The organism is Rhodopseudomonas sp. BR0G17, from assembly GCF_010907025.1.
In the GTDB taxonomy this organism is placed as follows: domain Bacteria; phylum Pseudomonadota; class Alphaproteobacteria; order Rhizobiales; family Xanthobacteraceae; genus Rhodopseudomonas; species Rhodopseudomonas palustris_H.
In genome coordinates this window covers 80624-94178 of record NZ_QUML01000012.1, presented here as the reverse complement: position 1 = coordinate 94178, position 13555 = coordinate 80624, and the positions used below count along the sequence as shown (strand labels likewise).

10 protein-coding genes are annotated in these 13555 nt (G+C 65.2%); 9 read left to right on the top strand and 1 reads right to left on the bottom strand.

Annotated elements, in window-relative coordinates; genetic code table 11:
* Nucleotides 1-7 precede the first annotated feature (7 nt).
* Nucleotides 8-2131 (bottom strand): hybrid sensor histidine kinase/response regulator family protein, encoded by a 2124-nt coding sequence (locus tag DY467_RS11830; RefSeq protein WP_164636217.1) that lies wholly within the window; start codon nt 2129-2131, stop codon nt 8-10.
* A gap of 208 nt (nt 2132-2339) precedes the next feature.
* Here DY467_RS11830 and DY467_RS11825 point away from each other — a divergent pair, with 208 nt between their 5' ends.
* From DY467_RS11825 to DY467_RS11785, 9 genes are all read left to right on the top strand, one after another.
* The gene (locus DY467_RS11825) at nt 2340-2654 is read left to right on the top strand and encodes a c-type cytochrome (protein ID WP_107344103.1); all 315 of its coding nucleotides are present in this window, start codon (nt 2340-2342) and stop codon (nt 2652-2654) included.
* Nucleotides 2655-2756: 102 nt separating this feature from the next.
* Nucleotides 2757-3896, top strand: coding sequence for an acyl-CoA dehydrogenase family protein (locus DY467_RS11820; RefSeq protein WP_164636215.1), 1140 nt, complete (start codon nt 2757-2759; stop codon nt 3894-3896).
* A gap of 137 nt (nt 3897-4033) precedes the next feature.
* Complete coding sequence (locus DY467_RS11815; RefSeq protein ID WP_164636213.1) at nt 4034-5188, top strand: acyl-CoA dehydrogenase family protein; 1155 nt, start codon at nt 4034-4036, stop codon at nt 5186-5188.
* A 121-nt stretch (nt 5189-5309) separates the two neighbouring features.
* Nucleotides 5310-5960 carry a glutathione S-transferase family protein gene (locus tag DY467_RS11810; protein WP_164636211.1) on the top strand — a complete coding sequence of 217 codons (651 nt, stop codon included), beginning with the start codon at nt 5310-5312 and terminating at the stop codon, nt 5958-5960.
* 164 nt (nt 5961-6124) lie between these two features.
* Complete coding sequence (locus tag DY467_RS11805; RefSeq protein ID WP_164636209.1) at nt 6125-6949, top strand: helix-turn-helix transcriptional regulator; 825 nt, start codon at nt 6125-6127, stop codon at nt 6947-6949.
* Between the two features lie 120 nt (nt 6950-7069).
* Nucleotides 7070-7936: a beta-keto acid cleavage family enzyme gene (locus DY467_RS11800; RefSeq protein ID WP_164636207.1), complete on the top strand. Its 867-nt coding sequence runs from the start codon at nt 7070-7072 to the stop codon at nt 7934-7936.
* A gap of 149 nt (nt 7937-8085) precedes the next feature.
* Nucleotides 8086-9690, top strand: coding sequence for an AMP-binding protein (locus DY467_RS11795; protein ID WP_164636205.1), 1605 nt, complete (start codon nt 8086-8088; stop codon nt 9688-9690).
* A 183-nt stretch (nt 9691-9873) separates the two neighbouring features.
* Nucleotides 9874-11496 carry an acyl-CoA carboxylase subunit beta gene (locus DY467_RS11790; RefSeq protein ID WP_164636203.1) on the top strand — a complete coding sequence of 541 codons (1623 nt, stop codon included), beginning with the start codon at nt 9874-9876 and terminating at the stop codon, nt 11494-11496.
* Nucleotides 11493-13475, top strand: a complete 1983-nt coding sequence (locus DY467_RS11785) for an acetyl-CoA carboxylase biotin carboxylase subunit (protein WP_283811793.1) — start codon at nt 11493-11495, stop codon at nt 13473-13475. Before DY467_RS11790 ends, DY467_RS11785 begins: the two co-directional genes overlap by 4 nt.
* The last annotated feature ends 80 nt before the right edge of the window (nt 13476-13555 follow it).

The following is a 13555-nucleotide window of genomic DNA, read 5'->3' as shown; positions in this document are numbered from 1 at the left end:
GGCGGGTTCACACAGGCGCCGTGCCCGAGATGCCTTGCAGCGCCTGGGCCAGCGCCGCTCGCATGTCCTCCAGCGTGTATGGCTTTTGCAGCAGGGCAAAACCTTCGCTCAGAGCCGATGCCGAACGGTCGCTGTAGCCGGACGCCAGCACGACCGGCGTCTCGGGGTGATGCTCCCGGATCAGCCGCGCCAGCTCGAGCCCGCTCATGCCGGGCATCACGATATCGCTGAACACCAGATCGATGTCGCGCCGGCGATTGAGCACCTCGATCGCGGCCTCGGCACAGTTCGCCGGCACCACGGTGAAGCCGCACTGCACTGCGTAGTCAGCCGCCACCGACGCCACGTCGGGGTGATCTTCCACCAGCAAGAGCGTCTTAGGCTTGCCGGATCGCGGCACGGCCAGCGTCGGTAGCGGATCGTCGCTGCCGAGGGCCTCCGTCGAGAGCGGCAAGAACAGATCGAACCGCGTGCCGCGACCGAGTTCGCTGTCGACCGTGATCGCGCCGCTCGATTGCTGCACGAAGCCGTAGATCTGACTGAGGCCGAGACCGGTGCCGCGGTCGACCGGCTTGGTGGTGAAGAACGGCTCGAAAATCCGCTCGCGGATGTCGTCCGGGATGCCGACACCGGTGTCGGCAAACGACAGAATGGCGTAGTTACCGCTGAGCCGGCGCGGGCCGAAGTTCTTTAGCGTCTCGGTACGGATCGAGATGGTGATCCGGCCGCCGTCCGGCATCGCGTCGCGCGCATTCAGGGCGAGGTTGAGCAGCGCGATCTCGAACTCGTTGGGGTCGATCATCACCACCACCGACTCGTGCGGAGGATCGATCACGATGCCGATGTCGCTGCGCACCGATTGCCGCAGCACATCGGCGAACTTGGTCACGGCGTCTCCGAGGTCGACCGCTTTGGCGGCGACGTTGTGGCGGCGCGAGAACGACAGCAATTGCCGGGTCAGGGCGGTGCCCTTGGCGACCGCCGAGTCGATCATGTCGAAGCTGCGGATGTCCTGCAGATCGCTATGCCGCCGCCGCAGCTTCTGCACCGAGCCGCCGACCACCATCAGCAGGTTGTTGAAGTCGTGCGCGACGCCGCCGGTGAGGCGCCCGAGCGACTCCAGCCGCTGCGACTGCTTCAGCGCATTCTCGGCGATATGGCGACGGTCGGCTTCTTCGTACAGCTTCTGCGTCCGCCGCATTGCCAGCAGCACGATCGCGATCAGGGCTGCGGTGGCGGGCAGGCCGACCAGCAGATAGGCGCCCATCTGCGCCTGCCACGCCGCGCGGATCGCGCTCGTCTCCAGGCCGGCGAACACATAGACCGGCAAATTGGGCAGCTTGCGGAATGCGACGCGTCGCTCGACGCCGTCGATCGACGACACCGTGGTCATCCGGCCCTCGCTGTGGCCTTCGCGGATCGCCTGGCCGACGATCCCGTCCGGCTTCACGGCGGTGTCGGTGCCGTCGATTTCGGGCATCCGGGCGAGGATCGCGCCGTCGTCGCGCACCAGCGAGGCGAAGCTGCCTTCATCGCGGCCGACCTTGGCGTAAAAGCCTTCGAAATAATCCGGCAGCACCGAGGTCTGAATTACGCCGGCGAAGCTGCCATCCGGCGCGTTGCGGCGCCGGCTGACGCTGAAGAACGGTGCGCCGTCGAAGGGAGGCCGCGGCTGCAGCACTCGTCCGACATAAAGGCCGATGTCTTTGTCGACATGCACCCGGAAATAATCGCGGTCGGACAGGTCCGACCTCGGCGACGGGAACTGCATGGTGTTGATCAGCGGCCGTCCGGTCTTGTCGAAGATCCACATCGACTTGATCTGCTCGGAACCGCCGATCAGACGATTCAAGCGGGCGTGCAGTGTGGCTTCGTTCGCACGGATCTCATCGTCCGACATGCCGCGCACGATCTCCGACGTCTCGGCGATCGAACGCTGCACCGACTCGAAGATTTTCAGCGCATGTTCGGTGATGATGTCGCGCGTCTTGTCGATCTGGCGATCGGCATTCGCTTCGTTGGTGCGATACGACAGCCAGGAAGCGTAGCTGAACAGCGCGATCGGCAGCACAACGGATGCGACCAGGATCGCGCGGAGCAACCGCAGCGAATCACGTTGTGCGGTCAGCATGGGCAGGGGAGGTCCGAAGCAGGGCCATGAGCGCTGGATTATGCACCTTTCGGGACCAAGGGAAACTGCCGCAATGACGGGCGATGCGGGAACTCTCAGGATACCCGTCGATCGGCCATCTATCGCCCCACCGCCGCTTGAAGTAAACAGCGGAACTTTCTGATTTGCCTCGGCGCGCCGCCGCCTGGCAGAACACAAGGGATTGCCGATGCGCGCTGTCACTTTGGGCCTGTCGTTGCTGCTGATCGCCGGCGCCGGACGCGCGCTTGCGGCCGATGCCGAAAATGGTGAGACACTGGCCAAGCGCTGGTGCACCAGCTGCCACGTCGTCTCCGACCAGCAGCGCAAAGGCACCGACATGGCGCCGTCGTTCGCGGCGATTGCCTCGCAGGCCAACTTCAACGAAGAGAAGCTGGCGTTCTTCCTGCTCGAGCCGCATCCGAAGATGTCCAACATGGCGCTGAGCCGCGACGAGACCAAGGATCTGGCGGCCTATATCGCGCAGCAGAAGCACCACCACTGATCCGCCGTTCACCGCGCGCAGCGGTCAGCGCCTCGACGCAAGGCGGTTCCGGGCTTTCCCGGCATCCTCGCCGTCAGCATGGGCTGACCGCGGGTGCGAGGATTGACCAACTCACCATTCTACAATGCCGACCACATCGCGTTTCGCGACGTGATCCGGCGTTTCGTCCAGAATGAAATCGAACCGTTCGCCACCGAATGGGACGAGGCCGGTGGTTTCCCCCGCGAACTGTACGAGAAGGCCGCGGCGATCGGGCTGCTCGGCCTCGGCTTTCCGGAAGAATACGGCGGCACGCCGTGCGATCAGTTCATGTGGATCGTCGCCACCCAGGAGTTGGCGCGGGCGGCGGCCGGCGGCGTCAGCGCCAGCCTCAACAGCCATTCGATCGGCGCGCCGCCGATCGCACGCGCAGGTTCTCCTGAATTGAAGGCGCGGGTGCTGCCGGAGATTCTCTCCGGCAAGAAGATCTCGGCGCTCGCGATCACCGAACCGTCCGGCGGCTCCGACGTCGCCAACCTGCGCACCCGCGCGGTTCGGGACGGCGATCACTACGTCGTCAATGGTGAGAAGACCTTCATCACCTCCGGCATGCGCGCCGACTACATCACCACCGCAGTGCGCACCGGCGGCGACGGGCCGGGCGGAGTCAGCCTGCTGCTGATCCCCGGCGATACGCCCGGGCTGACGCGGACGCCGCTAAAGAAGATGGGGTGGTGGGCGTCCGACACCGCGACGCTGCACTTCGACAATTGCCGCGTGCCGGCCGCCAATCTGCTCGGTACCGAGGGCGCCGGCTTCATGATCATCATGATGAACTTCAATAGCGAGCGGCTGACGATGGCGGCGGGCTGCATCGCCGCCTCGCGGGTGTGTCTCGACGAGGCGACAGAATACGCCAAGCAGCGCGTCACCTTCGGCAAGCCGCTGGTGAAGCATCAGGTGATCCGCCACAAGCTCGTCGACATGGCGCAGAAAATCGCCGCCTCGCAGGCGATGCTCGAACTGCTCGCCTGGAGGGTCGATCAGGGCGAGAGCCCGATCGCCGAAATCTGCATGCTGAAGAACCAGGCGACGCAGACGATGGCGTTCTGCGCCTCGGAAGCGGTGCAGATCTTCGGCGGCGCCGGCTACATGCGCGGCGTCAAGGTCGAGCGGATCTATCGCGACGTCAAAGTCAACGCCATCGGCGGCGGCACCGAGGAAATCATGAAGGACCTCGCCAGCCGGCAGATGGGGCTTTAGCCTCACATCGTCATTCCGGGGCGCGCGCAGCGCGAACCCGGAATCCCGAGGTGACAACGATAAACGAAAATAACGAGCGAGATTCCGGGTTCGTCCGCCTGCGGCGTGCGCCCCGGAATGACCAGGGAAGAAACCAGATGCTGTTCAGCCAAGATCACGACGAACCGCGCCGCATTCTGCAGAAGTTTATTCAGAGCGATATCAATCCCCACGTCGACGAGTGGGAGAACGCCGGCATCTTCCCGGCGCACGAGTTGTTCAAGAAGCTCGGCGATCTCGGTTTCCTCGGGCTCAACAAGCCGGTCGAATATGGCGGGCAGGGGCTCGATTACTCTTACGCGCTGATGATGGCGGAGGAGCTCGGCGCAATCAATTGCGGCGGCGTCCCGATGGCGATCGGCGTGCAGACCGACATGGCGACGCCGGCGCTGGCACGGTTCGGCTCCGACGAGCTGCGCAAGGAGTTTCTGGCCCCGTCGATCGCCGGCGACTACGTCGCCTGCATCGGCGTGTCGGAGCCGGGTGCGGGCTCGGACGTCGCCTCGATCAAGACCACGGCGAAATCTGACGGTGATGACTACGTGATCTCGGGCGGCAAGATGTGGATCACCAACGGCACCCAGGCCGATTGGATCTGCCTACTGTGCAACACCGGCGAGGGTCCGGTGCATCGCAATAAGTCGCTGATCTGCGTGCCGATGAAGACCAAGGGTGTCACGATCGCACGCAAGCTCGACAAGCTCGGCATGCGCTCGTCCGACACCGCTCAGATTTACTTCGACGAGGTGCGGGTGCCGAAGCGCAACCGGATCGGCGAGGAGGGTAAGGGCTTCACCTATCAGATGGTGCAGTTCCAGGAGGAGCGGCTGTGGGGCGCGGCGGCTTGCCTCAAGGCGCACGAGAAGACGATCCAGAACACCATCGAATACACCCGCGGCCGCAAGGCGTTCGGCAAGCCGCTGCTCGATAACCAGGTGATCCACTTCCGTCTCGCCGAGCTGCAGACCGAGGTGGAACTGCTGCGCTCGCTGGTGTATCGCGCCGCCGAGGCGCTGGTCGCCGGCGAAGACGTCACCCAGCTTGCCACGATGGCCAAGCTGAAGGCCGGCCGTTTGGGCCGCGAGATTCCCGACGCCTGCCTGCAGTTCTGGGGCGGCATGGGCTTCATGAACGAAACCCTCGTAAGCCGCTCATATCGCGACAGCCGCCTGACCGCGATCGGCGGCGGCGCCGACGAGGTGATGCTCGGCATTCTGTGCAAGATGAACGGCACGCTGCCGGGGAAGGCCTAGACTAGGTCGAGATCAAACCGTCGTCATTGCGAGCGAAGCGAAGCAATCCAGTCTCGTGCACTGAAGTGGATTGCTTCGTCGCTTTGCTCTTCGCAATGACGCTGCAAAGGGAGCGAACACCATGATCACGCTGTATCACTGCCATGGCGCGCGGTCGTTTCGGCCGTTGTGGATGCTGGAGGAGATGGGGCTCGCATACGAGCTGAAGATGCTGCCGTTTCCGCCGCGGGTGTTCGCCAAGGAATATCTGGCGATCAATCCGCTCGGCACCATCCCGTTCATGATCGACGGCGACACCAAGATGACGGAGTCCTCCGGCATCTGTCAGTATCTCGGCACGCGCCACGGCCCGACGCCGCTGGTGGTTGGTGTCGACGATCCGGCCTACGGCGCATACCTCAACTGGATGTTCTTCTCCGACGCGACGCTGACCTTCCCGCAGACGCTGGTGCTGCGCTACGGCACGCTGGAGCCGAACGAGCGGCGTCAGCCGCAGGTAGTCGAGGACTACGCCAAATGGTTCTTGGGCCGGCTGCGCGCGGTCGAGGCCGCGGCGGGGCAGGGCGACTATCTCTGTGCCGGCCGGTTTACTGCCGCCGACGTGGTCAACGGCTATGCCCTGCGGCTCGCCAGCAATCTCGGCCTGGCCAAGGATTTCGGCCCAAACGTCACCGCCTATTGGGCCCGGTTGCAGCAGCGCGACGGCTATCAGCGGGCGCTGGAGGCCGAAACCCGCGCCGGCGAGGTCCAGCAGGTGCCGAAACGGGCCTGAAATCATTCACTTAAGCTCCGGCGCAGTTTGCCCGCCGGAGCTGGAACTCCGCGTCATCTCGCCCGGTGACAACGTCCCGGGTTGCTGTATTGTCTGGGTGCTCCGCGAAGAGGGCACCCGCAGAACCATGCGGCAACGGGCGACAACCCGCCCCGGGAGGAACGATGACGAACGACGCCTGTCCGGAATCCGGGCATCTGATGCTGATCAGCCCGGAACGGGTGTTTTATGCCGGCCTGCTGGGCCGCCCGCGACGCCGCACCAGCGGCGGTTACGCGATCTATGTCTCAATACAGGGCACCTTGCGGGTGACGATTGAAGGCCGGCCCGAACAGGTCGGCGCGGTGGCGTTCGTGCCGCCTTATCTGCCGCATAATGTCGAATCGGATTCGCGCTGCATCATCAGCCTGATCATCGAGCCCGAAACGGTGCTGCCGGGGCCGATGGCGGCACTCGGCGTGCGGATCGGCGGAGCGGGCGCGATGGCACTGGCGAGCCGGATCCGGCAGGCCTATGGGGCGCTAGTTGCGGTCGGCCGCCGCGATGGCTTCACCACCACCGAATTCGACAATCTGTTCTTCGGCGAGCCGCTGGCTGCCCGTGCGATCGATCGCCGCGTTGCTCGCGCGATCGCCCGCCTCAACGACGTCGGCACCGACACGGTCACGGCCGAGGATTGCGCCAGCGCCGCCAACCTGTCGCAGTCGCGCTTCCTGCATCTGTTCAAGGACGAGACCGGGGTGTCGTTCCGCGCCTTCCGCGCCTGGAAGAGGGCGCGGCATCTGCTGCACTTCGTCAACTCCGACATCAACCTCGCGCACCTGGCGCAGGACATCGGCTATCCGGACTCGACGCACTTCAGCCATTCGATCCGGCGGTTCTACGGTTTGCAGCCGCGCGCGATCTTTTCCGGCTCGCGCGATCTGGCGATCTGGCGCAGCGATCCGCAGAGCATGCGCGTCGCCGAACTGCGGCACGGCCGCACCTGATCACCGCACTCAGCGCGTCGGCGCAAGATACGCCGACGCGCGCTCAGCATCATTCTGCCCAACATGGTTCGCGTCGCAATCGCATGCGGCGCTACAGCAACCTGAAAGGGCTGGAAACGAATGAGCGACAAGGCGGTGATCACCTGCTCGCTGAACGGCGTGCTGACAGATCCGAAGCAGCACCATGTGCCGGTGACGCCGGAACAGATGGCCCGCGAGGCCAAGGCGGCTTACGACGCCGGCGCCGCGATCGTTCACATCCATCTGCGCGATCAGCGGCCCGACAAGGGGCATCTGCCGAGCTGGGACGTCAACGTCTCGCGCGAGATCCAGCAGGCGATCCGCGAAGCCTGCCCGGGCATCATCATCAACCACACCTCCGGCACCTCGGGCCCGAACTACCAGGGCCCGCTCGCCTGCATCCGCGAGACCAAGCCGGAGATCGCCGCCTGCAACGCCGGTTCGCTCAACTATCTCAAGGTCAAGGCCGACAACAGCTGGGCCTGGCCGCCGATGATGTTCGATAACGCGGTCGAGAAGGTGCAGGACTTTCTCGATGCCATGAAGGACGCCGGCACCATCCCGGAATTCGAGTGCTTCGACGTCGGCATCGTGCGCTGCGTCGGCATGTATGTGCAGACCGGGATGTATTCCGGCCCGCTCGAATACAACTTCGTGATGGGCGTCGCCTCCGGCATGCCGGCGGATCCTGAACTGCTGCCGATCCTGCTCAAGCTGAAGCGGCCCGAAGCGCACTGGCAGGTCACCGCAATCGGCCGCGCCGAAATCTGGCCGCTGCATCAGGCCTGCGCCGATCTCGGCGGCCATCTGCGCACCGGGCTCGAGGACACGTTCTATCTGGCCAACGGCGAGAAGGTGACTTCGAACGGCCAGCTGATCGATGAGATCGCCGGCTGCGCCCGCCGCGCCGGGCGCGAGATTGCCTCGCCTGAGGAGGCGCGCAAGATATTCGGCGTGCTGCACTAACAACACTGCCGTCATTGCGAGCGAAGCTAAGCAATCCAGAAGGTCACGCAACAAGCCTGGATTGCTTCGTCGCTTCGCTCCTCGCAATGACGAGATGGACCTTAAGACCAAGCAGCCGGAAGAGCTGCCTCACCTCGAGGGAGTGAACCATGACCAGTCTTGAAGCGACCGGCGGCGTGCCGGGACCGGGGCGGATCGGCCGCGTGGCGATCGGCGACATCTTGCGTAAATCGGCGCGGCGGTTTCCGGACCGCGTCGCACTGACCGACGGTGGCCGCAGCGTTACCTACACCGAGCTCGAACGCGACGCCAACCGCTTTGCCAACGCGCTGGTGGCGCGCGGGCTAAAGCCGGGCGCCAAGATCTCCACGGTGTGCAACAACTCGATCGAGTTCGTCAAAGCGCTGTTCGGCATTCACCGCGCCGGCCTCGTATGGGTACCGATCAACACCATGCTCGGCCCCGACGACATGGGCTACATCCTCGACCACGCCGGTGTGAAGGTCGCGGTGATCGACGACAATCTGCGCGGCCAGCCGGAGCGCCGCGCCGCCCTGGAAGCGCGCGGCATCGACCTGATCGCGATCAACCTGGCCGGCAAGGCCGCCGACACCGGGCTGCCAGTGTTCGACCAGCTGATCGAGGGCCAGTCCCAGATTGAGCCGGACGTTGCGTTCGATGATCGCGATCTTGCGATGATCATCTACACCTCGGGCACCACCTCGCGGCCGAAGGGCGCGATGCACTGCCATCTCGCGGTCACCATGGCGGTGATGAGCAACGCGATCGAGATGCAGCTGTCGCGCAAGGACGGCATCACCGGGCAGTTTCCGCTGTTCCACTGCGCCGCCCACGTGCTGCTGCTGAGCTATTTGATCGTCGGCGGCAAGATGGCGATCATGCGCGGCTTCGATCCGGTCGCCTGCATGGAGGCGATCCAGCGTGACAAGCTCACCGTGTTCATCGGCCTGCCGCTGATGTACCAGGTGATCCTCGATCATCCGCGGCGCAAGGAGTTCGATCTCTCCAGCCTGCGCTGCTGCATCTACACCATGGCGCCGATGCCGCGGCCGCTGCTCGAGCGCGCGATCGCCGAGCTGTGCCCGACTTTCGTCCAGCCCTCGGGGCAGACCGAGATGTATCCGGCGACGACGATGTCGCAGCCGGACCGCCAGCTCGCACGATTTGGTAATTACTGGGGCGAATCCACGATCGTCAATGAAACCGCGATCATGGACGATTCCGGCAATCTGCTAGGCGTCGGCGAGGTCGGCGAGATCGTGCATCGTGGTCCCAACGTGATGCTCGGCTACTACAAGGACCCGGATGCCACCGAAGCGGCGCGCAAGTTCGGCTGGCATCACACCGGCGACTTGGCACTGATCGACGAGCACGGCGAGGTGCTGTTCCTCGACCGCAAGAAGGACATGATCAAGTCCGGCGGCGAGAACGTTGCGTCGATCAAGATCGAGGAGACGCTGTTGGCGCATCCTGCGGTGATGAACGCGGCGGTGGTCGGCCTGCCGCATCCGCAGTGGGGCGAGGCGGTGTCGGGTTTCGTCAAGCTCAAGCCCGGTGCGGCTGCGACCGAGGCCGAGATCATCGAGCACTGCAAGAAGCATCTCGGCGGCTTCCAGGTGCCGAAGCTGCTGCACATCGTCGACGAAATGCCGATGACCGCGACAGGGAAGCTGCGCAAGGTCGAGTTGCGCAATGCGTTCACCGATTACTTCATGATGGAGAAGACGGGGTGAACCCCAAGCACTGTCATTCCGGGGCACGCCGCAAAGCGGCGTGAACCCGGAATCCAGACGTTCAGGGCACGTCGATATTCCGAGTTCGCGACCTGCGGTCGCGCCCCGGAATGACGAAAGAGAGCGGAGAGATTCCGGAGAGGCCTGCGTTTCGCGGCGTTCGGAATAACAAGGACGGATTGAATGGCAATCATCGAATCCACCGTAGCGCCGGGGAGTGAGGGCTTCAGGGCCAATCGCGACGGCATGCTGGCGCTGATCGAGCGGATGCGGATGCTGGAGGCTAGGGCGCGGACGCTGTCCTCCGCCTCCGCCGAGCGCTTCCACAAGCGCGGGCAATTGCTGCCACGCGAGCGCGTCGCGCTGGTGCTCGATCCCGGTACGCCGTTCCTCGAATTGTCGACGCTCGCCGGCTACATGTTCGACACCGCCAACGCCGACAAGAGCGTGCCGGGCGGCGGCGTGATCGGCGGCATCGGCTATGTGGCCGGCATCCGTTGCATGATCAGCGCCAACGATTCCGGCATCGATGCCGGCGCGCTGCAGCCGTTCGGCCTCGACAAGACGCTGCGGATCCAGGAGCTGGCGCTGGAGAACAAGCTGCCGTTCGTGCAGCTGGTCGAAAGCGCCGGGGCCAATCTGCTGCGCTACCGCGTCGAAGACTTCGTCCGCGGCGGCAACATCTTCCGTAATCTGGCGCGAATGTCCGCCGCCGGGCTGCCGGTGGTGACGGTGACGCACGGCTCGTCCACGGCGGGCGGTGCGTATCAGACTGGCCTGTCCGACTACATCGTGATGGTCCGTGGCCGGACCCGAGCGTTTCTCGCAGGCCCGCCGCTGCTCAAGGCTGCGACCGGAGAGATCGCCACCGAGGAAGAACTCGGCGGCGCCGAGATGCACACCTCGATCTCCGGTCTCGGCGATTACCTCGCTGAAGACGATCGCGACGCGCTGCGGATTGCGCGCGACATCATGGCCGGGCTGCCGTGGGATCGCTCCGGACCAGTGCCGGATCCTGCGACCTATCACCCGCCGCTGTATGATCCCGAGGAACTGCTCGGCATCATGCCGATGGATCACAAGCGCCCGGTCGATATGCGCCAGGTGATCGCGCGGATTGTCGACAACTCCGACTTCACCGAAATGTCGCCGAATTACGGGCCCGCGACGGTGGTCGGCCAGGCGCGGATTGCCGGCATGGCGATCGGCATCATCACCAATAACGGCCCGCTCGATCCGGCCGGTGCCAACAAGGCGACGCACTTCATCCAGGCCTGCTGCCAGTCGAAGACACCGATCCTGTATCTCAACAACACCACCGGCTACATCGTCGGCCGCGCCTATGAAGAAGCCGGCATGATCAAGCACGGCTCCAAGATGATCCAGGCGGTGACCTCGGCCACCGTGCCGCAGATCACGATCTATTGCGGCGCCTCGTTCGGCGCCGGCAATTACGGCATGTGCGGCCGCGGCTTCCATCCGCGGTTCTGCTTCTCGTGGCCGAACGCCAAGACCGCCGTAATGGGCGGCGAGCAGGCCGCCGAGACCATGGCGATCGTCGCCGAAGCCGGCGCGGCGCGGAAGGGCGTACCGGTCGATCGCGACAAGCTCGATCAGATGAAGGCCGGCATCACCGCGGTGTTCAACGGCCAGATGGACGTGTTCGCGACCTCGGCCCGGATGCTCGATGACGGCGTGATCGATCCGCGCGACACCCGCGCGGTGCTTGCCGAAGTGCTGGGGATCTGCCGCGAGAGCGAAGCGCGCGAGCCGCAGCGCATGCAGTTCGCGGTGTCCCGGCCATGAGTGTGACTCGTATGTTGAAGCTGACGCCTTTCTCCAAGATCCTGATCGCCAACCGCGGCGAGATCGCGCTGCGCGTGATGCGCAGCGCGCGCCGGCTCGGCTATGGCGTGGTCGCGGTGTATTCCGACGCCGATGCCGACGCCGCCCATGTCCGCGCCGCGGATGAAGCAGTGGCGATCGGCGGTGCGCAGCCGTCGCAATCGTATCTCAACATTCCGGCGATCATCCAAGCAGCGAAGACGGCAGGCGCCGACGCGGTACATCCCGGCTACGGCTTCCTCGCTGAAAATGAAGACTTCGCCGCGGCGTGTCGCGACGCCGGGCTGGTGTTCATCGGACCGTCGGCCGAATCGATTGCCGCGATGGGCAACAAGGCCGGTGCCAAGGAGATCATGCTGAAGGCCGGTGTGCCATGCGTGCCGGGCTATCAGGGCGAGGATCAAAGCGACGCTGCGATGATCCGCGAAGCTGAGCGGATCGGTCTTCCGATCATGATCAAGGCGGTGGCGGGCGGCGGTGGCCGCGGCATGCGGCTGGTGACGGACGCCGCGGCGCTGCCCGACGCGCTGCGCAGCGCACGCTCGGAAGCGCAAAGCGCGTTCGGCGATCCGACCGTCATCCTGGAGCGCGCGATCCTGCAGCCGCGCCACATCGAGATCCAGGTGTTCGGCGATCGCTACGGCGGCGCGATCCATCTCGGCGAGCGCGACTGCTCGGTGCAGCGCCGCCACCAGAAGCTGATCGAGGAGGCGCCGTCGCCGGCCGTGTCGGAAGCCTTGCGCGAGCAGATGGGCACCGTGGCGGTGAATGCCGTCAAGGCGATCGGCTACGAAGGTGCCGGCACGCTGGAGTTTCTGCTCGATGCCGCAGGCAACTTCTACTTCATGGAGATGAACACCCGGCTGCAGGTCGAGCATCCGGTGACCGAGGCGATCACCGGGCTCGATTTGGTCGAGCTGCAACTCAGGATCGCCGCCGGCGAACCGCTGCCGTTGCGCCAGGACGACGTGGCCTTCAAGGGTCACGCCATTGAAGTGCGGCTGTGTTCGGAGGATGCCGACCACGACTTCATGCCGCAGTCGGGCCGGATGGCGCTGTGGCAGATGCCGGGCGAACTGCGTGTCGAGCACGCGCTGCAATCGGGTGCGGAGATCCCGCCGTATTACGACTCGATGATCGCCAAGGTGATCGCGGTCGGCGTCAGCCGCGACGAAGCGCGGCGCAAGCTGATCCACGGCATCGACGGCACCATCGCCTTCGGCGTCACCACCAATCGCGGCTTCCTCGCCGCATGCCTGCGCCACAAGGCGTTCGCCGCCGGGGGGGCGACCACGGCATTCATCGCGCAGCATCGCGACGAACTGGTGCGGGTGCTGCCGGATGATGCAGTGCCGGCCACTGCGGTCGCGGCGCTGTTGCTCTACGTCACCGATCGCTACGCGCCGCCGCATCGGCCCGGCCGGTCGCTTGCGGCGGTGTTTCCGACCCGGCTCAAGTTCGAGCTCGACGGTGCGGAGCAGGCTTGCGAGGTGGTGCGTGAGCGCGACGGCAGCTACGTCGTCAGCCAGGAGGGGCAATCGATCAGCTTTGTGATCGAGGAACTGTCCGCTGGCGGCATCCGCTTCCAGGCCAAGGGCCTCGGCGAGTCTGCGGTGTTCCACCGCGATGGCGACCGGCTGTTCGTGCAGCGGCTCGGCGTTCAGAACAGCATCGTCGACCTGACCCGCGCGGCGCCGCAAAGTGCGGCGCGTGGGGGCGGCGACGGCAAGCTGCGCGCGGCGCTCAACGGCCGCGTCGTCGCGGTGCTGGTCAAAGCCGGCGACCGGGTCGAGGCGGGCCAGCCGGTGCTGACGTTGGAAGCGATGAAGATGGAGCACGTGCACACAGCGCCTGGCTCTGGCATCATCACGATCGATGTCGCTGAAGGCGAGCAGGTCACCGCCGGCCGCATCGTCGCCGAGATCGAAGCGGCGACGTGAGTGTGAGCACAGAACATGCCCGTCATTAAACATGCCCCGTCATTGCGAGCGAAGCGAAGCAATCCAGAGGCTCCGCGCTC